At 69.5% G+C, this 24,781-nt stretch carries 17 protein-coding genes; 5 read left to right on the top strand and 12 right to left on the bottom strand.

All coding sequences use genetic code 11. The annotated features are described in order from the left end of the window. Positions 1-136 precede the first annotated feature (136 nt). Entirely contained in the window at positions 137-472 is a 336-nt protein-coding gene (locus RMP06_RS20480; protein WP_310463635.1) for a hypothetical protein, read from the bottom strand. Further along, positions 469-903: a DUF29 domain-containing protein gene (locus RMP06_RS20475; protein WP_310463634.1), complete on the bottom strand. Its 435-nt coding sequence runs from the start codon at positions 901-903 to the stop codon at positions 469-471. Before RMP06_RS20475 ends, RMP06_RS20480 begins: the two co-directional genes overlap by 4 nt. 128 nt (positions 904-1,031) lie before the next feature. On the opposite strand from RMP06_RS20475, the gene RMP06_RS20470 reads away from it, so the two are divergent. After that, entirely contained in the window at positions 1,032-1,985 is a 954-nt protein-coding gene (locus RMP06_RS20470; RefSeq protein WP_310463633.1) for an NAD(P)H-dependent flavin oxidoreductase, read from the top strand. Between the two features lie 21 nt (positions 1,986-2,006). Here RMP06_RS20470 and RMP06_RS20465 read toward each other — a convergent pair whose 3' ends face one another. The 8 genes from RMP06_RS20465 to RMP06_RS20430 all read right to left on the bottom strand — a co-directional run bounded on the left by RMP06_RS20465 (position 2,007) and on the right by RMP06_RS20430 (position 15,766). Continuing rightward, a complete protein-coding gene (locus tag RMP06_RS20465) occupies positions 2,007-2,795 on the bottom strand; it encodes a 4'-phosphopantetheinyl transferase family protein (RefSeq protein WP_310463632.1) in 789 nt (262 codons plus the stop codon). Positions 2,796-2,806: 11 nt separating this feature from the next. After that, positions 2,807-6,865, bottom strand: a complete 4,059-nt coding sequence (locus RMP06_RS20460; protein ID WP_310463631.1) for a Pls/PosA family non-ribosomal peptide synthetase — start codon at positions 6,863-6,865, stop codon at positions 2,807-2,809. Between the two features lie 3 nt (positions 6,866-6,868). Continuing rightward, entirely contained in the window at positions 6,869-8,146 is a 1,278-nt protein-coding gene (ectB, locus tag RMP06_RS20455; protein WP_310463630.1) for a diaminobutyrate--2-oxoglutarate transaminase, read from the bottom strand. Between the two features lie 89 nt (positions 8,147-8,235). Beyond that, a complete protein-coding gene (gene cheB, locus RMP06_RS20450; RefSeq protein ID WP_310463629.1) occupies positions 8,236-9,288 on the bottom strand; it encodes a chemotaxis-specific protein-glutamate methyltransferase CheB in 1,053 nt (350 codons plus the stop codon). 20 nt (positions 9,289-9,308) lie between these two features. Then, positions 9,309-10,109: a CheR family methyltransferase gene (locus RMP06_RS20445; RefSeq protein ID WP_310463628.1), complete on the bottom strand. Its 801-nt coding sequence runs from the start codon at positions 10,107-10,109 to the stop codon at positions 9,309-9,311. Positions 10,110-10,159: 50 nt separating this feature from the next. Beyond that, on the bottom strand, positions 10,160-12,739 hold the full coding sequence (locus RMP06_RS20440) for a methyl-accepting chemotaxis protein (RefSeq protein WP_310463627.1): 2,580 nt from the start codon (positions 12,737-12,739) through the stop codon (positions 10,160-10,162). After that, positions 12,736-14,622, bottom strand: coding sequence for a chemotaxis protein CheA (locus RMP06_RS20435; protein WP_310463626.1), 1,887 nt, complete (start codon positions 14,620-14,622; stop codon positions 12,736-12,738). The genes RMP06_RS20440 and RMP06_RS20435 overlap by 4 nt, the downstream gene beginning before the upstream one ends. Position 14,623: 1 nt before the next feature. Further along, positions 14,624-15,766, bottom strand: a complete 1,143-nt coding sequence (locus tag RMP06_RS20430) for a methyl-accepting chemotaxis protein (protein ID WP_310463625.1) — start codon at positions 15,764-15,766, stop codon at positions 14,624-14,626. A gap of 213 nt (positions 15,767-15,979) precedes the next feature. Between RMP06_RS20430 and RMP06_RS20425 the strand changes: the two genes are divergently transcribed. Beyond that, the gene (locus RMP06_RS20425) at positions 15,980-18,085 is read left to right on the top strand and encodes a methyl-accepting chemotaxis protein (RefSeq protein ID WP_310463624.1); all 2,106 of its coding nucleotides are present in this window, start codon (positions 15,980-15,982) and stop codon (positions 18,083-18,085) included. An 82-nt stretch (positions 18,086-18,167) separates the two neighbouring features. After that, positions 18,168-20,081, top strand: a complete 1,914-nt coding sequence (locus RMP06_RS20420) for a methyl-accepting chemotaxis protein (protein ID WP_310463623.1) — start codon at positions 18,168-18,170, stop codon at positions 20,079-20,081. Here the strand turns inward: RMP06_RS20420 and recJ are convergent. Both recJ and RMP06_RS20410 read right to left on the bottom strand, forming a co-directional pair. Continuing rightward, positions 20,054-21,778: a single-stranded-DNA-specific exonuclease RecJ gene (recJ, locus tag RMP06_RS20415; RefSeq protein ID WP_310463622.1), complete on the bottom strand. Its 1,725-nt coding sequence runs from the start codon at positions 21,776-21,778 to the stop codon at positions 20,054-20,056. The two genes, RMP06_RS20420 and recJ, sit on opposite strands and share 28 nt — an antisense overlap. Before the next feature lie 25 nt (positions 21,779-21,803). Continuing rightward, positions 21,804-22,775: a hypothetical protein gene (locus tag RMP06_RS20410; protein ID WP_310463621.1), complete on the bottom strand. Its 972-nt coding sequence runs from the start codon at positions 22,773-22,775 to the stop codon at positions 21,804-21,806. Positions 22,776-22,821: 46 nt separating this feature from the next. On the opposite strand from RMP06_RS20410, the gene RMP06_RS20405 reads away from it, so the two are divergent. Both RMP06_RS20405 and RMP06_RS20400 read left to right on the top strand, forming a co-directional pair. After that, a complete protein-coding gene (locus tag RMP06_RS20405; RefSeq protein WP_310463620.1) occupies positions 22,822-24,078 on the top strand; it encodes a lipoprotein-releasing ABC transporter permease subunit in 1,257 nt (418 codons plus the stop codon). Next, positions 24,071-24,778 carry an ABC transporter ATP-binding protein gene (locus RMP06_RS20400; protein WP_310463619.1) on the top strand — a complete coding sequence of 236 codons (708 nt, stop codon included), beginning with the start codon at positions 24,071-24,073 and terminating at the stop codon, positions 24,776-24,778. Before RMP06_RS20405 ends, RMP06_RS20400 begins: the two co-directional genes overlap by 8 nt. Positions 24,779-24,781 lie beyond the last annotated feature (3 nt).

The following is a 24,781-nucleotide window of genomic DNA, read 5'->3' as shown; positions in this document are numbered from 1 at the left end:
AGCACCCGTGCCTTCAACTCGGCACTGTGCTTTCTTCGGATCGGGCTTGGCTCGCTCATGGTGTCCACCAGTCAGTTCAGGTGGACACCATCGTCTCGGACCGAACAGGCTCATTCAAGGGGGGATGGCTGTTCGCTCACGCGCGATGCGCCTCCAGCGCGAGCTTCGCGGTGCCGGCGCCGACGCCCAGCACGCTGAACCCCTCCAGCTCGCCGCCGACCGCTCGCGCTACCTCCAGGGTCGCTGCGGCGAGGGACGCCGGCGCCATGTCGGGCACGAGTTTCTCCACCAGCCGGCGGCCTGTGGCGCGGGCCAGCGCGACCGCCTCGGGCAGCGACCGGCGCGACAGGGTGATGACAGTCCCGAAACCCTCGTCGTGGAACAAGGCGTGGAGCAAGGCGCCGCCGACGGAGCCGGAGCCGCCGAGGACGATGGCAGTGCGTGCGTGGGTCATCGTGGGGCCAAGTCTCAAGCCTCGGGGAAAAACTCCACCAACAGCACCTGGTCCATCGACCAAGGGCAGTCTTCCGGGAAGGTTCCCAAGCCGGTTTCTTCTCCCGCCTTGGCCACAGCATCCTCCCAAGTGACGGTGAGCCAGTCGGGGTCACTCAAAGATGCCTTGAGGCTGGGGGTTTGCTTCAGCGCCACGGCAATGGAACTGCGCTGTGCCTTGATCGTGCGGGTCCAACTGCTGCCCCGGCGCTCCGGCTGATGCTGCCACTTCAGCAGGTGGGCCAGCAGCACCGACATGCGACTGGCTAGTTCGCGCTTTTCACTTTTACCCACGTCCTCGATCTCCTCGGCGATGTGCTCGATGTCGATGGCCGAGAGCTTGCCCGCACGCAGCAGTGCCGCTTGCTCCATCGCCCATGCGACCACATCCTTTTCATACGGCGTGCCCATTCGAAGCCTCCTTCTGGCAGGTTCAAGTTTCCATTGTCTACCGGCTCGGCACCTGAGCGACACCTCCACGTCCCCGAAAACGGCACACTGCCCCGACCGTTCCATCACCCCACGATCAGGAGACCGCCTTGCCCCTGCCGCCCATCCTCGCCAACCTGCCGCTGCCCATCATCGGCTCCCCGCTGTTCATCATCAGCAACCCGAAACTCGTCATCGCCCAGTGCCAGGCCGGCGTGGTCGGCGCGATGCCGGCGCTCAACGCCCGCCCGGCGTCACAGCTCGACGACTGGCTGGCCGAGATCACCGAAACGCTGGCCGCCTACAACGCTGCGCACCCGGACGCCCCCGCCGCCCCGTTCGCCATCAACCAGATCGTCCACAAGAGCAACGACCGGCTCGACCACGACATGGCGCTCTGTGCCAAGTACAAGGTGCCGATCATCATCACCAGCCTCGGCGCCCGCACCGACGTGAACGACGCCGTCCACGCCTGGGGTGGCGTGGTGCTGCACGACATCATCAACAACTTCTTCGCCAGGAAGGCGATCGAGAAGGGCGCCGACGGCCTGATCGCGGTCGCGGCGGGCGCGGGTGGACATGCCGGCGTGAAAAGCCCGTTCGCGCTGATCCAGGAAATCCGCCAGTGGTTCGACGGCCCAGTGGCGCTCTCCGGCTCGATCTCGACCGGCGGCGCCGTGCTGGCCGCGCAGGCGATGGGCGCGGACTTCGCCTACATCGGCTCGGCCTTCATCGCCACCGAGGAGGCCCGGGCGAGCGATGCCTACAAGCAGGCGATCGTGGACGGCAACAGCGACGACATCGTCTATTCGAACCTGTTCACCGGTGTCCACGGCAACTACCTGAAGCCGTCGATCCGCGCGGCGGGGCTGGATCCTGACAACCTGCCCGAGAGCGACCCGACCAAGATGAACTTCGGTGGCGACGCGAGGAAAGCGTGGAAGGACATCTGGGGCTGCGGGCAGGGCATTGGCGCGGTGAACGCGGTCGTGCCAGCCGCCGAGCGGGTGGCGCAACTGCGGCGCGAGTATCTGGCGGCCAAGGCGCGGCTGTGTGGCGCTTGAGGCGCGTGAGGCGGACCTGATTCAGCGGGTGGCCAGCAGCAGGTGGACGGCGCCGTCCACCTCGGCCCAGCGCGCCTCGGCCGTCGGGGCCAGCACCTGCAGGTCCGGGCGATCGCCGTTCACCACCACGGTGCAGTGGCGCCGCGCCGGGTCGATCACCGTGACCTCGACCTCGTCGAACTCCACGTAGCGGCCCACCCGCGGGGCCACCGCCTTGTAGTACGCCTCCTTGGCTGCGAAGCTGATCGCCAGCTGCACCGGGTCGAGCGCGCCAGACCGGGTCAGCTCCAGCCGCTCGCGTGCGGTGCAGCACACGGCGGCCACGTCCGCGGCGATGTCCGGCGCGGGGATTTCCTCGCTGTCGATGCCGAGTCCACCCGCCCACCGGGTCGCGCAGACGGCGGCACTCGCGCTGCGCGGACCGTGGGTGATGGAGCCGGTCCAGCCAGCGGGCCAGTGCGGGCTGCCATCTGGCCGTCGGGCGAGGCCGTGGCCATGGAAAAGGGCGGGGCTGGCTTGGCCTTGCAACGCGGCCAGCGCCCGTTCTGCACACAACCGTCCGCCGACATGCGCCACCTGCCGCACCACCGGCCACCGCTCGGCGCGCGCAGGCACGAGCGCCGCCAGCCGCCCATCGACCGCCAGCCAGCGTGCCAGGTCGTCCAGTGGCAGCGTCCAGGCAGCGCGTTCTGCCGCAGGGATGTGCGACGGCCACGGATGCGGCGCGGGCCGGAACAGGTGCTGCAGGGCCTGCACCGCCGCCGGGTCGTGGCCGCACAGGGCCAGCAGCGCGGCGGTGGTCGAGCGCACCCTGGCCCCGCTCAGACCGCGTGGGCGACGGCCTGCGCCGGGTTGGCCTGCCAGGTCGAGCCGCTGGCCAGCTCTTCGCCCTTCATCACGAAGGCGTCCGGGGCGATGTGGACGTTGTCACCGGCCCGGATGCCGTAGTGGACATAGCCCCGCGAACCCAGCGTCAGCCCATGGCCGATGACGATGTGGTCGGACTTGAAGACACCGTCCTCCAGCGAGTGGCTCTGCAGCGTGCTCAGCTCGCCGAGCGTGCAGTGGTCGCCGAGCGTGAGCAGGGTCTTCTCGGTGATCGAGGTGCCATCGTCGAGCAGTTGCCGCCCGACCCGCACGCCCAGCCCGCGCCACAGAAGACCCATGAAGGGCGTGCCGCGCAGCATCAGCATGACGGCGCTGTCGCCGGAGAGGGCGAGTTTCCAGAAGCGTTCGTGGTCCCAGAAGGCCGGGTCGTAGATCGAGCAGGTGCGGGCCTCCAGGCGTTTCCAGCCGCTGCTGGCGCGGTCGATCAGCACGAGGTAGACCACCAGTACCGCCAGACTCGCCAGACCGCCGACGGCCAGCGCGAGCGATCCACCGTGGCCGAGGCCGTAGAACAGATAGAACACGAACGAGGCCAGGGCCGCGCCAACGGCCTCCATCACCAGGAACAGCCCCACCGTGACGAGGTTGGACCGGTTCTTCCGCTGCAGGCGTTCGGCGAAGAGGGCGCTGTTCCGCGGGATCTGGTACTCCATGTCCCGCTGCACCGAGCGCGGAATCTCGAAGCTGGGCGAGCCCAGCAGCCCGACGCCTTCGCGCACCGGTCCGTCCAGCGGCACCAGCACCCGCGTGGCGAGCAGGCAGTTGTCGCCCACCCGTGCCCCGGCCGGGAACAGCACCGCGTTGCCGACGAAGCTCTGCGCACCCATGGTGGTGGCGCGCAGGCGGAAGCTGCGGCTCGACAGGTCGGTGTTGTTGAGGATGAGTCCGTCGGAGACGATGGTGCCGCGCCCGAACTCGCACAGGCCGGGCACGTCGTGCGTCTGGTTCATGCCGAAGTTCGAGCCGGTCTGTTCCACACCGCCGAGGAAGCGGTAGCCCAGCGCTTTCAGGTAGCCAGTGACGAAGGAGCTGTCCCCGGCCAGCGCACAGTGGAATTTGGAGTTGGTGAGCACCGTGACGCCGCGCAGGACGAGGTGGTGCAGGCCATACAGCGGGTAGATCCGGCCTGGCTCCAGTTGGCGCGCAAACAGCTTCGGCACGGTGAACATCAGCAGCGTCTGGCCGACCAGCACCGCCACGAAGCCGACGACGCCGATCAGCGGCGCCATCGAGAGCGAATCTGTCACGCGGTCCAGCAGGTCGATGTGTTCGTTGTTCGCGTTCAGGGCCAGGTGGATCAGCCACAGCGGCAGCGGCAGGTAGACCAGCAGCAGCGTCGCCAGTTGCGCGGCGCTGAACAGGACCATGCGCAGTGCGGATGGCCGCTGCGTCTCGGGCAGCGTCTGGTACGCGGTCTGGCAGGTCTGCGCGGGCGAGCCGTGGGCCAGCTCGCCGGCACGCAGGTGCTGGCCCTGCTGCAGCGAGGAGCTGTGGCCGAGCTGGCTGTCGTCGTCCATCGCGGTGTCGATGTCGATCAGCGTGTTGTCGCCGACGAAGCAGCGGCGGCCGATCTGCACGGAACCCGTCCGGATGCGTCCGCCTTCGGCGCGGTAGCCGTTGAGCAGCACATGGCGGCTGATGACGCTGTCCTCGCCGATGGCGATCAGGTCGGTGCAGATGGGCATCGTCGGCGTGACGACCAGCGCGCGCAAGCTGATGCGGGCGCCGAGGGCCCTCAGGTAGAGCGTGTACAGGGGCGTGCCGGCAAAGATCTGCATCGGGTTGAAGCGCATCAACTGCCGCACCACCCAGAAACACCAGTAGCGCAGGCCCCAGGCCGGGAACTCGCCCGCGGTCCAGCGGCCGATGAGCAGCCATTTCAGTGCCACGGGCACCAGCACGGTCAGCCCCCAGGTGGCGCCGCCGACCGCGACGGCGCGCCCGTAGGCGGCGAGCGGGCTGGTGGTGGCCATCAGCCAGTCGAAGCCGCGCAGGTACACGTCGAACTGCAGCCAGCTGTACACCAGCACGGCGAGCACCTGCGCCAACCCGCAGACCAGGTAGACCGCGGTGCTCGCCTGGTGCGGCGGGCGTGGCGCAATGGCGGTGGTGGTGCTCGCCGCTGCCGGGGTGGTGCTGGCGAGATGGGTGGCCAGGGTGCGCACGGTCGGGTGCGCGTAGATCAGCTTCATCGACAGGTCGTGGCGGCCGAGCCGTTCGCGCAGGCGGGCGCTGAAATGCGCCAACAGCAGCGAACTGGTGCCCAGATCCTGGAAGAAGTTGTCTTCGACCGACACGGCAGGCAGCTTCAGCATCCCCGCCAGCGTCTCGGCGATCGCCGTTTCCAGCGGGCCTTCGGGCGGCACGGCGGTATGGTCCGCGCGGTGCAGCCGGCCGCGGCTGGGCGGGGGCAGGGCCTTGCGGTCGGTCTTGTCGCTGGCGAGCATGGGCATGTGCGCCAGGTGCTCGTAGTAGACCGGCACCATGTAGCTGGGCAACTGCGTCCGCAGCGCCTCGGCCAGGGCTTCGCTGCCGGGGGCTTCGTGGTCGGGCCGCACGGTGTAGTAGGCGACCAGCTCGACCACGCCGGGCGCGGATTCATGCGTGTGGACGATGGCCTGCTGCACGGCCGGCACCTGCATCAGCACCGACTCGATCTCGGCCAGCTCGATGCGGTAGCCGCGGATCTTGACCTGCGTGTCGATGCGGCCGAGGTACTCGACCTGGCCGTTTTCGCGGATGCGGCCCAGATCGCCGGTGCGGTAGAGGCGGCCGGAGGTGTTGTGTTCGATCCCCAGGAAATCGGGGATGAAGGCTTTGGCGGTCTGGTCGGCGCGGTTCAGGTAGCCCACGGCGACGCCGACGCCCGCAATGCCGATTTCGCCGATCTCGCCCGCAGCCAGCGCACGCGGCGTGTCCGGATCGAGGATGACGATCGCGTAGGTGGGCAGTGGCCGGCCGATGGTGACGGGCTCGTCCGGGTGCAGCTCGGCCAGCGTGGCAGTGACGGTGGTTTCGGTCGGGCCGTAGGCGTTGAGCATGCGGCGCTGCGGTCCGGCCCAGCGGGTGACGAGGTCGCGCGGACAGGCCTCGCCGGAGACGATCAGCAGGCGCAGATCGGGCAGGTCCTGCTCGATCGTGGCCAGCAGCGTCGGCACGCAGCACAGCGCCGTGATCTGGCGCGACTGCAGGAACTGCCAGAGGTCGTGGCCGAGCAGGCTGCTGCCGCTCTGGTTGGGGAAGAGGGTGGCGCCGACCAGCAGCGGCACCCAGGTTTCCTCGACCGCGAAGTCGAAGGCCAGCGTCAGGCCCTGGTAGACCCGGTCGGTGTCGCGGTAGCCGTAGGTCTCGACGGCCACCCGCACGAAGTTGCAGATGGCGTTGTGGTCGATCGGCACGCCCTTGGGTCGCCCGGTCGAGCCGGAGGTGTAGATGACGTAGCAGAGTGCGCTGTCGATGCCACCAGCCGCCTGCAGCTCCTGCAGCGTGAGCCGGGCGTCGGGCTGGCGGTCGATCGCGGCGTCGAGTTCGTCGATGGCGAGCATCGTCGGCACCACGCCCTCGGCCAGTCCCCGGTAGTGCGCCACGCTCAGCAGCACGCGGGCCTGCGCGTCCTCGCAGATGAAGGCCATGCGGTCGGCCGGGAAACCAGGATCCAGCGGCACATAGGCGGCGTGGAGCTTGAGCACCGCCAGCACCGCGATGTGGCTGTGGACCGTCTTGTCGAACAGCAGCGCCACGCGGTCGCCCGGACGCAACCCGGTGGCGAGCAGGTGGCGGGCGAGCTGGTTGGCGCGGGCGTCGAGCTGGGCGTAGGTGAGCACCGCGTCGTCGCTGTGGACGGCGATCTTGTCGGCGCGGCCTTCGCGGGCGAGGGCGTCGCAGCGGGCTTCGAAGAGGTGGTGCAGGCGTTCGCCGGCTTGCCAGCGCACGCGGTGGTCGGCGTGCGGCAACCGCAGGATGTGCGCCTGCGGGTCAGGGATCAGGTCCATCGGTCAGGCCGCGGTGAGCAGGTCGATTGCAGTGGCGGCCAGGGTCGCTGCGTGGAGGATGTCGAGGCCCTGGGTCAGGAGTTCGATCGGGATGTTGAGTGGCGCGAGGATCTTGACCACCTGGTCGTGCGCTCCGGAGGTCTCGACCACCAGCCCTTGCGCAAAGCACTCCGTGCAGATCCGGGCGGCCAGTTCGCCCGTGCCGACATCGAGGCCCTGCATCATGCCGCGCCCCTTGAGTACCGAGCCAGGGACGAGCCGGGACATCTGTTCCAGCCGCTGCGTGACGAGTGCGGCGCGCTGGGCGGTGCCGGTCTGGAAGTCCGGGGTGCGCCAGTATTTCTCGATCGCCACCCGCGCTGTCACGAAGGCGTGCGTGTTGCCGCGGAAGGTGCCGTTGTGTTCGGCGGGCAGCCAGCGGTCGTGCTCGGGCTTGACCAGCACCAGCGCCATCGGCAGCCCGAAGCCGGAGATCGACTTGGACAGCGCGACCAGATCCGGCACCACGCCCATGCCCTCGAAGCTGAAGAAGCTGCCGGTGCGGCCACAGCCGGCCTGCACGTCATCGACGATGAGCAGCGCGCCATGGCGCTTGGCAATGGCGGCCACATGGGAGACCCAGCCAGCCGATGCGACATTGAGGCCACCTTCGCCCTGCACAGTCTCCAGCAGGATCGCCGCTGGCAGGTCCACGCCGCTCGACGGGTCGTCCAGCATGCGCTCCAGCAGGTCGGCGGTGTCGGTGTGTGCGCCCATGTAGGCGTCGTAGGGCGCGCGGGTGACGCCGGACAGCGGTGCGCCCATGCGGTTGTAGCGGCTGCCGGTGGCGGCCAGTGCGCCCAGCGTGACGCCGTGGTAGCCGTTGGTGAAGGCGATGACGTTGTGGCGCCCGGTGACCTTGCGCGCCAGTTTCATCGCGGCTTCGACCGCGTTCGTGCCGGTCGGGCCGGTGAACTGCACGCGGTGGGACAAGCCACGGGGGCGAAGAATGTCGCGCTCGAAGGTGTCCAGGAAGGCCCGCTTGGCGTCGGTGTGCAGGTCCAGCCCCATGGCAATGCCGTTGCCCTGGATGTGGGCAATCAGGGCCGCGGCCATGTCCGGATCGTTGTGCCCATAGTTCAGCGCGGCGCAGCCGGCGAGAAAATCGATGTACGCCCGCCCCGCGGTGTCCCGCAGCAGGCTGCCGCTGGCCGTGGCAAAGACGGCATCGAAGCGGCGGCAGTAGCTGCGCGCTTCGGATTCACGGCGCAGGAAGACGGATCGTTCGTCCGTTGTGGACATGTCGGGGCTCCCAAGACCATCGGATAAGTCCGGCTCGTTGCCAAGTCTGGACACAGAACCGTGTCCAACGTGGCAGTGTGCCATTCGGTTCACCGCGCTGCAGCCTTCGTCCGGTCTCGCCCGGGAACTCGGCTGATTGTCTGGATCCACTCAGCGATCCGGTTCAGGGCCAGCACGTCGTCCACGGCGCCCAGTCGGATCGCTTCGGCTGGCATGCCGAAGACGATGCTGGTCGCCTCGTCCTGCGCCGCGGTCCAGGCGCCCGCCTCGTGCATTTCCCGCAGCCCGCGTGCACCGTCGCCGCCCATGCCGGTCATGATGATGCCGAGCGCATGGCGGCCGGCGCAGCGCGCCACCGACGAAAACAGCACGTCCACCGACGGCCGGTGGTGGTTGACCGGCGGGCCTTCGCGCACCTCCACGGCGAAATGCCCGCCATGTCGGCGCAGGCTCATCTGCTTGCCACCAGGTGCGATGAGCACACGCCCGTCGAGCACGGCATCGCCATCGCGCGCTTCCAGCACCTCCAGCGCGTACTGGCTGTTCAGCCGCGCGGCGAACGAGGCAGTGAACTTCTCCGGCATGTGCTGCACGAGCACGATGCCCGGCGTGTCCGGCCCGAGCTGGCGGAGCACGGCCTCGATGGACTGCACCCCCCCCGTGGAGATGCCGATGGCGACAACCCGCGTGGACGGTCGACCGGTGCTGCTGCCCAAGGCCGGGCGACGCACGCCAGCAGTGGTTGGACCGGTACATGACGGCGATGGTTGCGGTGGCGGTGTGCGTGCGGCCTGGCGCACGGCGGCGACCAGGGCGTCCGGCGAATCGCGGTTGACGAAGAGGGTTGCGCCCGCCGCCAGGGCCTGCTGGACAGTCGGGTCGACGCGCGTCAGCGAGGTGGCGCAGAGCACCACCGGCGTGGGCCGCTCCTCGGTCAGCCGCTTCAGGAAGCTCCGCACCTCCAGGCGTGGCCAGTCGATGTCCAGCACGATGGCATCCGGCCAGCGCGCCTGCAGCTTTGGCCATGCGAAACCTGGATCGGCGGCGGTGCCGGTGATGTCGAAGCCCGCGGCGGCGAGCGTCTGGTGCAGGTGCAGCCGCCCGACGGCGGCCGGGTCGATGAGGAACAGTTGCTGTGCCACGCGATCAGTGCTCGATCGGATCAGGCGTGGCGGTAGACGGCAGGGGCCACACCGACAGTCGGAATCCCGAGGTTGGCGATGGATTCGGCGTGCCCGGTAAACAACAGTCCGGCCGGCTTGAGCCGCGTCAGCACCCGCTTGACGATGTCGGCCTTGCCGGGGTTGTCGAAGTAGATGAGCACATTGCGCAGGAAGACGAGGTCGAACTGACCGATCTCGGGCAGCGTGCGGGTCAGGTTGGCACACTCGAAGCGCACCAGCTGACGCAGCTCCGGCGCCACCATCAGCTTGCCCAGGTTGTCTCCCTGGCCTTTCAGGCACCAGCGCTTGAGCAACGGCGTGGGGGTCAGCCGGGCGCGCTCGATGGGGTAGAGGCCGCGCCGGGCGGTGTCCACCATCGCGGTGGACAGGTCGGTGCCCACCACCTGCCAGCCCTTCAGCCCGAAGTGTTCACCGAGCACCATGGCGATGCTGTAGGCCTCCTCGCCCGATGAGCTGGCCGCGCTCCAGACCCGGAAGTCGCCTGCCGCCGCGCTGGCCCGGCGCTCCGACAGCAGACGCCGCAGGTGGTCGAAATGCTGTGGCTCGCGGAAGAAGTAGGTCTCGTTGGTGGTCAGCTTGTCGACCACCTTGACCATCTCCTGTGCGTCGCCTTCGCGCATCAGCAGGTCGACGTAGGCATCGACATCGCGCATGCCGCGGGCTTGCGCGAGCTTCTGCAGACGGCCGGCAACGAGCGCCTGCTTGGCGTCGGACAGCTGGATACCGGAGACCTGGCGGAACATGGTGGTCACGGCCTGGAAAGAGTTCTTGGAAAGCATGGTCAGGGTCGCCTCTGGTCGCCTGTGGTCGTGGAGCACGTTCGAGACGTTCAGAACGCGCTGAACTGGGTTTCATCCAGCGAGGAGTGGCGCCCGGATGGAAGGTGAAGATGCGCAGGGCGCAGCGCACGCGTGGCCGCACCGCCCTGGACGCTGCGCAGCCCGTTGGCACCAGGCTGCAGCTCGGACTGGGTGAGGCGGAAGCTGGTCATCATGTCCGTCAGTGCCAAGGCCTGACCGGACAGTTCTTCGGCGGTGGCCGACAGCTGTTCAGACGCGGCGGCGTTCTGCTGGGTCGTGTTGTTCAGGAGGTTCATGGCGGTCGTGATCTGCTGGACGCTCTGGGCTTGTTCGCCCGAAGCGGTCGAGATGTCCTGCACGAGCTGGCTGGTGCGCGCGATGCGCGGCACCATGCGCGAGAGCACCGCCCCGGCCAGCTCGGCCAGCTTGACGCTGGAGCCGGCGAGCTGGCCGATCTCCTGCGCAGCAATCTGACTGCGTTCGGCGAGCTTGCGTACCTCGGCTGCGACCACCGCGAAGCCCTTGCCGTGTTCGCCCGCCCGGGCCGCCTCAATGGCCGCGTTGAGCGCCAGCAGATTGGTCTGGTAGGCGATGTCATCGATGATCGAGATCTTCGCCGCGATCGAGGTCATGGCCTCGGCTGTGCGGGTGACGGCGTTGCCACCGTCCTGCGCTTCGCGGGCGGCCTCGGCGGCCATGGCGTTGGTGGTGCCGGCGTTGGTCGAGTTCAGGCGGATCGAGCCGGCCATCTGCAGCAGCGAGGCAGTGGTCTCTTCGACGCTCGCGGCCTGTTCCGAGGCCGAATGCGACAGGATCTGGGAGGTACTGGAGACCTGGTGCGCCGCGACGCTGAGCGCCTGGGCGGCCAGACTCACGTCCGCCAGCGTGGAGGCCAGGCGCATCACGGTGGTGTTGACGGCGCGTTGCAGGTCGGCAAACGCGCCCTGGTAGTGGCCGTCCACCTGCCGGGTCAGGTCGCCCTTTTCTACGCCTGCCATCGTCGCGCGGACGGCATTCAGCGGGGTGACGATGGCGTCGAGTGTCTGGTTGATGCCCTCGACGATGCGGCGGAAGTCGCCCTCGTGGCGGCGGACGTCGGCCCGTGCGTCGAGCTGGCCGGCCACCGCGGCACGCACCAGGCCATCCGTGTCGGCAACCAGCGCCTGGAGATGCGAGCGGACCTGCTCGATCGCGTGGTTGATGAACGCCTTCTGTCCAGGCAGCGGTGCCAGCGGTGCGTCGAACTGGCCGCGCCCGAAGGCACTGATGACGTCCAGTGCCTGCCGCTGCACCTGGATGTGGTCGCGCACGGTGGCGTTCACCAGCTCGGCCACGTGCCGGTATTCGCCCTGGAAGGGGGCCGGGTCGATGAAGGTGTCGATCTCGCCCCGGGCGTGGGCGTCCGAGAGTCGGCGCAGCTCGGTCAGCATGGCGCGCATCGTCAAGCGGACGGACTCGAAGGAGCGGGCGATGCCGGCGAGTTCGTCCCGGCCGGCAACGGTCTGCCCGTCGCCCAGCTCGCCACGTGCGGCAGCGGCGGCCTGTTCGCTGATGCGCTGGGCCGTGTGTCCCATCGAGCGCGCGATGCCTGCCGACAGGTACAGGGCCAGCAGCACCCCGGTGGCGGCTGCCGCGACCTTCAGGTTGCGCAAGTTGGCCAGTTTCTCCTGGCGCTCGGCAAGCAGCGCTTGCAGCCGGTGGATGGCGAGGTTGTGGAAGGCATCGACCTGATCCAGCGCCTCGGTTCCGCTGCGCATCAGGGCCAGCGGGTCACCGCGCAGGGCGCCAGGGCTGGCGGTGAGCGCGTCGACCTGCGCCAGATAGCGGCCAACGGCAACGCTGGCCTCTTTCCAGCCCGTGGGCGCCTTCTCGCCCGCGCGTTCCAGGGCATCAATCCGGGCCTGCACGTCGATCTGGCTTTCTTCGAGCTGGCGCCGCGCCAGCGCGAGCCCTGCCGCATCGACTGGCTGCCAGCTGCCACGCGCCAGCGCCTGCACCGCCATGTCGCGTACCTGCGCCAGCGCCTGGACATGGCGTGTCATCCGATCAAAGGTCAGATCCATCAGCACAAAGGTCGGGGCTTCCGGGTCGAGCATCAGGCCGCTCCTCTCGGCCACGAGATGGACCAGGGCCTGCGTTTCGTGGACCAGTCGGTCGTGCCGGTGGGCGAGGTTGTCGGCCGGCTCGCCATCGCGTGTGTAACGCAGGATGCTGTCGTGCAAACGGGTCCACGGTCCGCTCAGCTGCAGTCCGGAGGATTGCAGCTGAGCGTCGACGGACGCCAGCGCCTTGTGCAGCGCCTGGCGGGTCTCCTCCTGCGCGGTGCGGGCGGCGGGCAGGGTGGCGGCCAGCGTCTGCTCACTGTGGAAGCGCAGCAGCAGCAGGGCGACATCCATCGTCTCGTGCGCCACCGGCACGCCAGACAGCTCGGCCCGCGTGAACTCGACAGCCGCGTTTTCCTGGCGGACCAGCGTGACCACCAGCAGGACCAGCGGCACCAGCAGCACGGCGACGATCAGGCCAAGCTTGACCCCCATGCGAAGCTGCCGCGTCAGCGCGGTCACGGGGGCAAAGAGCAGTGACAGCGGCGAGATCCGGGCGGTGGTCATGGGCATTCCGATGCGGGACGGGACAGTCGTGGGGAATCGGTGTGCAGGCGGGCCAGCGCGGGCACGTCAAGGACGAGCGCTACCTCACCGTTGCCGAGGATGGTCGATCCCGCGACGCAGGGCAGCTGCTGGAACAGCGGCCCCAGCGGTTTGATGACGGTCTGGTGTTCGCCCAGCAGGCGGTCCACCAGCAGGCCGATCCGGCCCGTGCTGCCTCGAACGACCACCAGGCTCTGCCTTGCCGGGCGCTCGCCGCCGTGGCCGAAGCACACGCGCAGGTCCAGGTAGGGCAGCACCTGGCCACGCAGGTCGAGGCAGCCACTCTCGGCGCGCGGACCGGAGTGCAGGCGGCTGGACAGGGCTGGCGGCGTCTCGATGCACTCGGTGACGATGTCCAGCGGCAGCACGTAGCCGACGTCGGCCACCCGGGTCAGGAAGCCGTCGATGATGGCCAGCGTCAGCGGTAGCCGGATCTGCACCCGCGTACCTTCGCCGGGTGTGCTGTGCAGCAGGATCTGCCCGCGCAGCGACTCCACCTGCCGGCGCACCACGTCCATGCCCACGCCGCGGCCGGACAGGTCGGTGACCTGTTCGGCGGTGGAAAAACCGGGTTCGAAGAGCAATGCGTGCACCTGCGCGTCGTCGAGCGAGGCGCCGGGCGCGACGAGTCCGCGCGCGACAGCCTTGGCGAGGATGCGTGCACGGTCCAGGCCACGGCCGTCGTCAGAGACCTCGATCACCACGCTGCCCGCTTCCTGGCGTGCCTGCAGGCGCAGCAGTCCGCGTGCGGGCTTGCCGCGTTCGGCGCGCTCCGCGGGGGGTTCCAGCCCGTGGTCCAGACTGTTGCGGACCAGGTGCATCAGCGGGTCGGCGATGGCGTCGACCATGATCCGGTCGAGTTCGGTGTCACCGCCGAGAATCTGCAGCGTGACCTCCTTGCCCAGTGCCTTGCCGACATCGCGCACCACGCGCTGGAAGCGGCTGAAGGTCTGGCCGACCGGCACCATGCGCAGCGCCAGCGCACCGTCGCGCGCGGACTGGACCAGCTCGTGCACCCGCTGGCTTGCCTCGATGCAAGCTGGCGCGTGCGCCTCGCGGGCGGCACTGGTGGCACCGGAGCCCGCGATCACCAGCTGGCCGATCAGGTCCACCAGCCGATCGAGCTTGTCGGCGCGAACGCGGATGAAGCGGCCTTCGTCCAGTGGGCGCTGTGCCGGCACGGGCGGGTCGTTCCTGGGCGTCGGCGCAGGCGGCGAGATCAGCTGCAGCGTCAGCGTGCAGTCGTCCTGCAGGAAATCGAACACGGCCACGATCGCCGAGCGCGTGGCGGCGGTTTCCAGCGTGATCTCGAAGTCGAGCCAGCAGGCCTCGGGGTCGAGCGCCTGCAGCGCGGGCAGCCGGGTGTCGCGGGTGAAGATCGCACGCACGGTGCCCAGCGTGTCCAGATAGCGGATGAAGGACAGCGGGTCGAGCCCGTTGCGCAGCGCGTCGGCACCCATCTGAAGCTTGATCTGCCAGAGGCCGGTGACAGGCGTCTCGGGTTTGTCCGGCGGGTACTGCAGCGCGGCGACCCGCACCGCCAGCGCGTCGCCTCCGCGCAGCAACTCGGCCATCGTCGCATCGGTGAGCGCCTGGCCGCCATCGCGCAGGGCGTCGAGCGTGCCTTCGAGCGTGTGGGTCAGGCGCACCAGCGCATCGAGGCCGAACATGCCAGCCGCACCCTTGAGCGTGTGTGCAGCCCGGAAGGCCTCGTGCACGGCTTCGCGGTCGTCCGGATCCTGCTCCATGCGCAGCAGGCCCTGCTCCAGCTGGCGCAGGGTGTCGAGCGCCTCGTCCATGAAGCCAGCGCGTGCAGCGGCGATGATCTCGTCGTCGGCGTTCATGTCAATCCACGGGGGTATCGGTACGCTGGCGCTCGCGCTGGACTGTGTCGATGTCGGTGTTCAGCCGCTGCAGCCAGCCTGCGGCAGTGCCTGCCATCGGATCGTCGGCGCCCAGCAGCCAGTGGCGCAGGCGCTGCATGTCCTGCTGGAGACCTTCCATGGCCGGGGCCGTCCGGTCAAAGTTCTTCAGATCAACCCGCAGCGTGTGCATCTCGCCCTGCAGTTGCTGGCACTGCTCGTACAGCTCGCGCGCGTTACGCCGCACATCGCCGACCTCCTCGGCCACCCCGTGCACCACGCGGCGGGCATGCTCCTCGGCCAGGGCGCTGATGTCGTGCTCGCTGGCTGCGGGGTCCACATCGTCGCGCCCGGCACGCTGCACCACGGCGTCCAGCGGTGCCTGCATCTGGTCCACCTGGCGTGCGATGCGTGTACCCGCCTGGCGGGATTGGGCGGCGAGCTGCCGCACTTCCTGTGCGACCACTGCGAAGCCGCCACCGCGTTCACCGGCCCGGGTGGCTTCGACGGAGGCGTTCAGCGCCAGCAGGTGGGTGGCGCGGCTGATGGTCTGCACCTCGCGGGCGAGGGCGTTCAGCTCCTCCAGCGCTTGTGTCATGGCACGCGCGAAGTCGAGCGTGTCGTGGCGCAGGCGGGCGGTCGAGCGGCTGTGGTGGAGCAGCGTGTCGAGCGCCTTGCGGTGGCGCTCCATCAGTTCGTCGGTGAGCGGGGCGGCCGTGGACGCGGTTGCGTGCAGGTTCAGCGTCGATTCCAGCTGCTGACCGATGTGGACGATGCGGGCGTCGAGTTGCCGCCGGTGCTGGTGCGTGCTGCGCTGGGTGTTGCCGAGCATCTGTTGCCAGCGCGACACCACCGGTTCGGCCAGGCGCGACACCGCCCGGTTCCGGGTGGTGTCTGCGTCTGCGCCAGGCCGACTGGCCAATCCGCGCTGGCCTGCCAGCCAGGCCCCGAGCATTCCCAGCACCACCACGGCCGTGGCCGCTCCGGCCCAGCCGCCCAACTGCAGTCCGGCGGCACCCGCCACCGCAGTTGCCGCCGTGGCCACGGCCGACTGCAGACGCCCGGCTCCGGCCGAGTCGTGCAGCCGGGCAGCGGAGGCGGGGCGGTGCGAAGAAATGGGAGGCATGCGGGTTCTCGGGACGGCAGGATGTGTCGTCGAGTGTCGGAAATTCCCTGCAGCGACCAGCCGCGGATAAGGCGGTGATGCCGCGCCTTCTTCGGCCGTCACCGGGCGGAGCGCTGCCTATCATCCAGCGAAGAGCGATGCTGCCGATAAGGCCGTCAGCGCATGCCCCGACGGGGCATCGACCGGTAGACGACGACGCATGAGAGGAATGGGATGGCCGCCGACGAAGTGACAGGCTCGACCGACCGCATCGGGGGCGGTGTGCCACATGCCGCGCGACAGTGGTGGACGCAGCAGCTGGCCGTGGCCCGTGCGCTGCTTCTGACCCTGTGGGGACACCACGGCATCTGGTCGCTGGGCATCGGGCTGTTGCGCAACCTGCGCATGGCCCACAAGACCGCCCTCGTGGCGCTGGCGTTGATGCTGCCAGGCGGGCTGCTGATCCACGACACGCTGGAGCTGTGGCGGGAGCGGCACGTGCTCCACCAGGGTTCTGTGGGCAGCTTTGCCCAGTACCAGGCGCTCACGGAGCTGAACATCACGCTGGATGCCTTGTTCTGGCAGATGCTGCGCCGGGAGCAGCGCCTGCCTGCGGAACGCCTGCCGTTGCTGCGCATTCAGGAAGCGGTGCAGTACAAGGCGCTGGCGGGCATGCTGGATGCGGAATTCGGCTCGGGGGCCGCTTCCGCGATCGAGCGCAGCGCACGCAAACTGGCCACCAGCCGCGACAGCATGCTGGCGCATCTGGACGACGATTCGCCGTCTGCTGTGCCGGGCACGCCCTCGCCGCGCTGGGTGGCGGTCATCGCCTATGGTCGGGATCTGCAGGCACTGCGGTCGACGCTGTCGAATGACCGTGCGCTGGTGCTGGACGGCGATGTCGGTGTCAAGGTACTGCGCACCGGACTGGCCGATCCGCAGTTCCAGCTCATGGCCAACCTCAGCCGCATCGGACGGATCGGCCAGCGTCTGTATGTGGACGGGGCGCACGACATGAAGCTCCGTGACGTCAGCTTGCTGATGGTCAAGTCGGAGCTGTTGCTCGACCAGGCGCAACCGATGTTCGATCAGGTGCGCAGTCAGCAGCTGGTCGACCCTGTCGAAGCCGAGCGGTTGATGGTGCGTATCCAGGGCTTTCTCCGGACAACCGAGAAGCTGTTGCGCATCGCCGCAATGGCGCCCGGCAGCGAGCTGGCCCTGCGCAGCGAGATCGACGCCAGCGCCTTTGCATTGAAGGTCTCGGACGCGGTCGACGCCAGCGCGCGGCTGCAGACGCTGGCGCTCACCGCGATGGGTGAACGTGTGCAGGCCGATCACTCCGCCTACACCACGCGCCTGGTCCGGCGCAGTGCCACCTTTGTGCTGCTGACCTTGTGCGGGCTGTACCTGATGGTGTGTCTGCACCGTGTGATGGCGGGCGGACTGGCCACGCTCTGCCAGCACCTGGAGCACATCGGCAGCGGCAACCTGTCCACCCGGTCGCGCGGTTGGGGGCAGGACGAGATCGGCCAGGCGCTGAACATCGTCGGCCGTTCGGCCACCGGCATGGCGCGGATCTTTGCCACGCTTGACCGCGGTGTGACCGCCATGGCGCACCAGACCGCCGAGCTGGCGGCCCGCCAGGCCGCCCTGCGGGACAGCCGTGGTCAGAGTCGCCAAGGCTTCGAGGAAGGCTCTCAGCTCGTCCGGGCGTTCGACACGGCGCTCGGGCAATGCACCGAGCAGGTCGCGGACGCGGCCGAGCAGGTGCGCGGACTGCACGTCGACGCCCAGCACAGCCGCCAGGCGGTGTCCGGTCTGGGTGAACGCATGGCGCAGATGCAGGCGCGCAGCCGCGAGATCACGCGTGTCATCGGGCTGGTCGAGACGGTGGCATTCCAGACCAAGCTGCTGTCGCTGAACGCTTCGGTCGAAGCGGCCCGCGCCGGCAGCGCCGGACGTGGCTTCGCGGTGGTGGCGCAGGAAGTGCGTGCGCTGGCGCAGCGCAGCGAAGACGCGGCCCGCACCATCCGCGGCATCGTCGGCCATTCGGTCGCGGAGATCGACGAAGGCCGGCAGATGAGTGACCGCGCCTGCCTCGCCGTGCGGCGCACCGCAGAGGGCTGCCAGGCACTCGACGTCCACATGGGGGTGCTGCTGCAGCTGACACGCGCCAGCCACCAGCAGTCGATGCGGGTGCGCGAGCTCACCCGCGACGTGGTGCCGGCCACGGTCGAGCAGGACCACCTCGTGCAGCAGCTCGCCGACGCCTGCGATGCCCTGCGGCAGGAGGGTGATGCCCTGCGCCTGTCGCTCGACCACGTGACGCCCAGGGGCTGACATGACACACGACGACCGAAACCCGCCCGACCGAGCCCCCCAGGCGTTTCTGCTGCGACCAGGCCTGCACCTCATGCGCGCCATGCGCATGCCCGCCAAGATGGGTCTGGTGGGGGCGATGCTGGCGATACCGCTGTTCCTGCTGCTGGCGCTGGCGATGCTTCAGGCGCGCGACGACATGGCCGTCGCCCGGGCGGAGCGCGAAGGCGCCGTGCTGGCGCAGCAGGTGACCGAGCTGGCGCTGCTGGTCCAGACGCACCGCAGCGTGTCCAACCAGGTGGCGGCCGGCGCAGTGGCGCTGACGCCCGCGCGCGATGCCCTGCGGGCCAAGCTGCGCCAGGCGGTGCAGCGCACGGACGAGGTCCTGGCGCAGACGACGACCTTTGCCCTGGATGACCTCTGGCCAGCCGAGCGTGCCCGGCTGGTGGCGCTGGCCGATGGACACCTGTCCGAGCGCCGCACCGAGGCGATGGCCGAACAGGGGGTGCAGGCCGAACGCCTGCGCCACCTGCTGAAGCTGATCGGCGAGCGTTCGCAGCTGCTGTTCGACCCGCGCGCAGACACTTATTTCATGATGGATCTGGGCATCGAACGGATGCTGCCGTGGATGGATGCGATCGGGCGGCTCGATGTGCAGGGTGGCGAGCTGTTGCTGCGCGATTCGTCGGTTCGCGAGCGCACGATCATGCTCAACCTCGCCGATGACGCACAGCGCTCGGCCGAGGACGTGGTGCTGCAGTTGCAGGCACTCGCCCGCACCGGCGTCGAGATTTCCGAGGGAGTGCGTCCGGCGTCCGATGCCACCGGGCGCATGCTGTCCCTGACCCGTGCCAACTTCGAACCCGAGGCCGTCAGCGCAGAAGCCGCGCCCTACCACGCGGCGGGCATGGAGGCCTTGCAGGCGCTGTGGCGCTTTGACGAGGAGCTTTGGGTCCAGCTCGACTTGCGGCTCGACCAGCGCATCCAGGGCCTGCAGCAGCGGCTGTGGGGACAGGGGCTGGCGGTGGCACTGGGCCTGCTCGGTGTGCTCTATCTTGGCCTGAGCTTCTACACCAGCTTCATGGGATCGCTGCGGCAGGTGATGGCCAGTCTGGTGGCGGTGACCAACGGCGATCTGTCGATGCAGGTGCGCATCGAGGGCCGGGACGAGCTGGCCGCGGTCGGCGTCGAGCTGGAGCGCATGAGCGAGCGGCTGTCGTCGCTGGTCGGCGAGATCCGGGGCAGCGCGGTCGGGGTGGACCGGGCGGGTGCCTCGGTGGCAGGCGACGGGCGGGCCTTGTCGCAGCGCACCGATACGCAGGCCAGCAGCCTGCGGCGCACCCTGCTGACGGTGCAGCAGCTCAGCCAGGCCGTGGGCAACAACACCGCCGCGGCCGACGCACTGCAGCGGCTGACCGCACACCTGCGTGACGACGCCGCGCTCGGCAGTGCGGCGATGGCCGAGTCCATCCAGGTCATGCACACGCTGGAGCAGAGCGTGAACCGGGTCGCAGAGGTCAACGCGGTCATCGACGACATCGCGTTCCAGACCAATCTGCTGGCCATCAACGCCTCGATCGAGGCCGCACGGGCAGGCGAGGCGGGCAAGGGGTTTTCGGTCGTGGCCGGCGAGATCCGGCAGTTGGCCAACCGCTGCGGCGATGCGGCGGCCGAAGTGCGCGGCCTGATCGAATCCACCACCGAGCAGACCGGCCATTCGCTGCGGTCCATCGAAGACGCGGGCGCGCGCCTGACTTCGGTCATCAGCGGGGTGGACGACATCTCCACGCGACTGACCGGCATCACCGCCGCCAGCCAGGCCCAGAACTGTGCGCTGGAGCAGGTCAGCACCAGCGTGAATGAACTCGACGCCATCACGCGCCAGAACGTGGACATGGTCGAGCAATCGTCGGTCTCTGCCGAATCGCTGGCGACGCAGGCCGCGTCGCTGCGCACATCGGTGGCCGCGATCAAGTTGCGGCAGGTGGTTCAGCCGGCCGAGACCACCAGCATCTGAACCCGCATCTGGCCCTGCCAGGTATCCAGCGCCAGCCGGTAGGCCAGCCGCACCCGCTCGCCCACCGGCTCGATCTGCCCGAACCAGATGGCATCGCGCACCTGCCCGTGCAGCCGCACGCTGAGCTTCAGGTGCTTCTCGCCGACCAGTTTCTGCCGCAGCACCTCCACCTCGTCGGCGAACAGCGGTGCCTCGAACGCCTGTCCCCAGACCTGCTGATCCAGCAGCCCGACCGTGGCGGCGTCGAACCAGCGCGGATCGAGCGGCCCGTCGGTCGCCAGCCGGTGGTCGAGCGTCGCGGCGTCCAGCCCTTCCTCGGCGACCGCCCTGAGCGCCTCGGCGAAGGTGCCGAAGTGGTCGGCCTCGATCGTGCAGCCGGCCGCCATCGAGTGCCCGCCGAAGCGCCGCAGCAAGCCCGGATGCCGCTTGGTCACGAGGTCCAGCGCATCGCGCAGATGAAAACCGGGGATCGACCGGCCTGAGCCTTTCAGTAGTCCGTCCGCCCCCGCCGCGAACACGAAGGTCGGGCGGTGCAACCGGTCCTTCAGCCGCCCGGCGACGATGCCGACCACGCCTTCGTGGAACTCGGGATCGAACAGCACCACCGCGGCCGGCGGTTCCCCCTTCGGCATCAGCGACTCCAGCAGCACCTCCGCCTGCTCGCGCATCCCGGCCTCGACCTCGCGCCGCTCGCGGTTGATGCTGTCGAGCAGGCGGGCGAGTTCTGCGGCCTGGGTCGGGTCGTCGGTGAGCAGGCAGGTGATGCCGATCGTCATGTCCGCCAGCCGCCCGGCCGCGTTCAGCCGGGGCCCAAGCGAGAAGCCGAAATCGGTGGCGCTCGCCCGCTGCGGATCACGCCCGGCGGCTGCGAACAGCGCGGCCACGCCGGTCTGCATGCGCCCGGCGCGGATGCGCTTCAGGCCCTGCGCGACGAGGCGGCGGTTGTTGGCGTCGAGCTTCACCACGTCGGCGACCGTGCCGAGCGCGACCAGATCGAGCAGGGCATCGAGACGCGGCTGGTTCGCTGCATCGAATCGCCCGCGCTGGCGCAGCTCGGCCCGCAGCGCCAGCAGCACATAGAACATCACGCCGACCCCGGCAATCGCCTTGCTCTCGAACGTGCAGGCCGGCTGGTTCGGGTTGACGATCACGTCGGCGTCGGGCAGCGTCGGCTCGCCGTGTTCGTCCACGGCGGGCAGGTGGTGGTCGGTCACCAGCACGCGGATGCCGAGCGCGTGTGCCCGGTCCACGCCGGCATGGCCCGCGATGCCGTTGTCCACCGTGACCAGCAGGGCGGGGCGGTGCTCCATCGCCAGATCGACGATGGTCGGCGTGAGGCCGTAGCCGTGGATGGCGCGGTCGGGCACGACGTAGTGCAAGGTGCCCGGCTGCGCGCCCAGCATCGCCAGCCCGCGCAGCGCGACAGCGCAGGCGGTGGCGCCGTCGCAGTCGTAGTCGGCGACGACGACGATGTGGCCGCCCGCATCGAGCGTGTCGGCCAGCAGGCGGGCGGCGGCGTCGGTGCCCGCCATCGCCGAAGGTGGCAGCAGGCGCGACAGGCCGTCGTCGAGTTCATCGGCGCTGCGGATGCCGCGGGCGGCGTAGAGGCGGGCGAGCAGCGGGTGAACGCCGGCCTGCTCCAGCGCCCAGGCGGCGCGGGGCGGCACGTCGCGGATGTCGATCTGGGGAGTGCTCATGGTCGGCTCGCGGTTCGGGTTCAGCTCAAAGGGATTGCAGGACAGCGACGGCACTGACCGGACGGGATCGGCCGAGCAGGCGGCTGAACCAGCCTTGCGGGCGCGGTGTCCATGTCTGTGCCACCCGCTCGCCACACAGCGTCAGCGTGACCCGCTCGCCCGCTTCGGCGCGCTGGCGCCATGCCGCGACCGGCCCCGCATCCAGCGCGTGCCACGCTGCCACCCACTCCGCCCATTCGTTGGCGAGCAGCGGAGCACGCAGGCGCGTCTCGACGGCGAGGTCCGCGATCGGCCGGCGTGCCTGGGCCGGGCCGCAGCCGCTGAGCCAGAACGAATTCACCGTGAGCTGGTGGGTGGCCTCGCGGGCTTCGTTGAGGTCGTGTTCATGCCAGAGCATCTGTGCCTCGACCTGCAGTCGCCGCAGCTTGCGCGTCTGCGGCGCGTCGCTCAGCCACAGGTCGAGGTTGCGGCCGATGGCGCGGTCGAGCGAGGCGGTCGGCAGCTCGGCCAACGCCGGGTGGCGCACATACCAGCGCAGCGGCGCACCCCACTGCAGCGACCAGCCCTCGGCATCGAACGAGGGTTTCAGCAGATCGAACAAGGTGCGCGACTCCGCTTCAGTCAGCGCGAGCGCGGCCGGATCGACCAGGGCGATCTGGTCGCTGCCGACGTGCCAGTGGACCGGCGTGATCAGGCCCCAAGGCGCGCCGCTGGTGTCGTCATCGGCGCGCAGTCCGTCGTCCACCGCACTGGCCGCCGCCCAGGGCCAGCGGCCGTCGGCGCCGTGCCAGCCCTGTGCCTCGGCCAGCACGCGCTCGTGCGGGGCGCTGAGCGTGTACTCGTCGTCGTCGGGCCGTGGTGTCGCGTCGGTCTGCGGCGCGAGTCGGCCGAGCAGGGCGTCGAGGTTCGGCAGGCGCAGGACGTTCAATGCGGCGAGTCCGGCGGCCGAAACGGCGCTGGCGTGGGCAATCAGCAGGTGGGCGGGGGCATGGAGCATGGCGCGCGGATTATCGACCCCGCCGCCTCGGGTAGCATCCGCGCCCATGAACTGGCCCTACGAAGTCCGAATCGGCTGGCGTTACACCCGCGCAGGACGCGCCGGTCGTCGCAACGCCTTCATCTCCTTCATCAGCGGCGTCTCCATGCTGGGCATCGCGCTCGGCGTGGCGGCGCTGATCATCGTGCTCAGCGTGATGAACGGCTTCCAGAAGGAAGTCCGCGACCGCATGCTCAGCGTCATCGCCCACGTCGAGATCTTCGACACCACCGGCAACGGCCTCGACCGCTGGCAGACGCTGGCCGAGGCCGCGCTGAAGAACCCGCAGGTGGCGGCCGCCGCGCCGTTTGTTTCCGCGCAGGCGCTGCTGGCCCGCGGCGAGGACATGCACGGCGTGATGGTCCGCGGCATCTCGCCCGAGGAGGAATCGCACGTCACCCCCCTGGCCGCGCAGCTCAAGGACACCGTGCTGAAGAAGCTGCAGCCGGGCGCCTGGGGCGTGGTGCTGGGGGCGCAACTGGCCCGCTCGATGGGCGTGGTCGAGGGCGATTCGGTCACGCTGGTCACGCCGAGCGGCCAGACGACGCCGGCCGGCGTGGTGCCACGGCTGAAGCAGATGACGGTGGTCGGGGTGTTCAATGCCGGGCACTATGAATACGACAACGGGCTGGTGCTGATGCACATCGACGATGCGGCCCGCCTGTTCCGCACCGGCGGTCCGCAGGGCGTGCAGTTGCGCCTGAAGGACCAGCAGTTGGCCCGCCAGGTCTCGGCCGAGCTGACCGCCACGCTCGGCCCGCAGGTCCAGGTGCGCGACTGGACCCGCACCAACGCCGCCTGGTACGACGCCGTGCAGATCGAGAAACGCATGATGTTCATCATCCTGACGCTCATCGTCGCGGTGGCGGCGTTCAACCTCGTCTCGACGCTGGTGATGACCGTGACCGACAAGCAGGCCGACATCGCCATCCTGCGCACGCTGGGGGCGAGTCCGCGCTCGGTCATGGGCATCTTCATGGTCCAGGGGGCCGCGTCCGGGGTGATGGGTACGCTGGCCGGGCTGGCGCTGGGGCTGGTGATCGCGTTCAACGTCGGGGTGATCGTGCCGGCGCTCGAAAGCCTGTTCAACGCGAGCTTCCTGCCGAGCAGCGTCTACCTGATCTCGCGCATGCCCAGCGATCCGCAGGCCAGCGACATCGTGCCGATCGGCGTGATCTCGCTGGTGCTGGCGTTCGTGGCGACGCTGTATCCGAGCTGGCGCGCCAGCCGTGTCAATCCGGCGGAGGCGCTGCGTTATGAGTGAAGTGAACGTGGCGAACGATGGTTCGGTGATCCTGCAGGCTGCGGGGCTGACCCGGCGCTTCCAGGAGGGTGGCCCGCGCGGGCTGGATGTCACCGTGCTGCACGGTGTCGATCTGGCGATCCGCAAGGGCGAGACGGTGGCGATCATCGGCGCGTCCGGCTCGGGCAAGAGCACGCTGCTGCACCTGCTCGGCGGGCTGGACGCGCCGAACGCTGGGCGCGTGACGCTGGCCGGGCGCGACATGGCGACGATGAACGCCACCGAGCAAGGCCGCTGGCGCAACCAGCACCTCGGTTTCGTCTACCAGTTCCACCACCTGCTGCCCGAGTTCACCGCGATCGACAACGTGGCGATGCCGCTGCTGATGCGCCGCCAGCCGATCGCGCAGGCGCGGGAGCGGGCGGCGCAGCAGTTGCGGCTGATGGGCCTCGGCGAGCGGCTGGAGCACCGGCCAGGTGAACTCTCCGGCGGCGAGCGTCAGCGGGTGGCGATCGCGCGGGCGCTGGTGACGGACCCGGCCTGTGTGCTGGCGGACGAGCCGACCGGCAACCTCGACCGCGAGACGGCCGGCGGTGTCTTCGCGCAGATGCTGGCGCTGGCCCGCGAGCGCGGCACCGCGTTCGTGCTGGTCACGCACGACCCGGAACTCGCCGGGCGCTGTGACCGCATCCTGCGCATCGACAAGGGGCGGATCGTCTGAGGC

The sequence above is a fragment of the Sphaerotilus sp. genome (genome assembly GCF_031429695.1).
Taxonomy (GTDB): domain Bacteria; phylum Pseudomonadota; class Gammaproteobacteria; order Burkholderiales; family Burkholderiaceae_C; genus Sphaerotilus.
This window is presented reverse-complemented; position numbering and strand designations above follow the sequence as displayed.

Coding starts and splice junctions, on each gene's coding strand:
- RMP06_RS20445 (WP_310463628.1), bottom strand. CDS start 10,109: ATGCTTTCCAAGAACTCTTTCCAGGCCGTGACCACCATGTTCCGCCAG.
- RMP06_RS20435 (WP_310463626.1), bottom strand. CDS start 14,622: ATGAACGCCGACGACGAGATCATCGCCGCTGCACGCGCTGGCTTCATG.
- ectB (WP_310463630.1), bottom strand. CDS start 8,146: ATGTCCACAACGGACGAACGATCCGTCTTCCTGCGCCGTGAATCCGAA.
- RMP06_RS20460 (WP_310463631.1), bottom strand. CDS start 6,865: ATGGACCTGATCCCTGACCCGCAGGCGCACATCCTGCGGTTGCCGCAC.
- RMP06_RS20420 (WP_310463623.1), top strand. CDS start 18,168: ATGCGCATGCCCGCCAAGATGGGTCTGGTGGGGGCGATGCTGGCGATA.
- recJ (WP_310463622.1), bottom strand. CDS start 21,778: ATGAGCACTCCCCAGATCGACATCCGCGACGTGCCGCCCCGCGCCGCC.
- RMP06_RS20405 (WP_310463620.1), top strand. CDS start 22,822: ATGAACTGGCCCTACGAAGTCCGAATCGGCTGGCGTTACACCCGCGCA.
- RMP06_RS20425 (WP_310463624.1), top strand. CDS start 15,980: ATGGCCGCCGACGAAGTGACAGGCTCGACCGACCGCATCGGGGGCGGT.
- RMP06_RS20400 (WP_310463619.1), top strand. CDS start 24,071: ATGAGTGAAGTGAACGTGGCGAACGATGGTTCGGTGATCCTGCAGGCT.
- RMP06_RS20430 (WP_310463625.1), bottom strand. CDS start 15,766: ATGCCTCCCATTTCTTCGCACCGCCCCGCCTCCGCTGCCCGGCTGCAC.
- RMP06_RS20440 (WP_310463627.1), bottom strand. CDS start 12,739: ATGACCACCGCCCGGATCTCGCCGCTGTCACTGCTCTTTGCCCCCGTG.
- RMP06_RS20410 (WP_310463621.1), bottom strand. CDS start 22,775: ATGCTCCATGCCCCCGCCCACCTGCTGATTGCCCACGCCAGCGCCGTT.
- RMP06_RS20475 (WP_310463634.1), bottom strand. CDS start 903: ATGGGCACGCCGTATGAAAAGGATGTGGTCGCATGGGCGATGGAGCAA.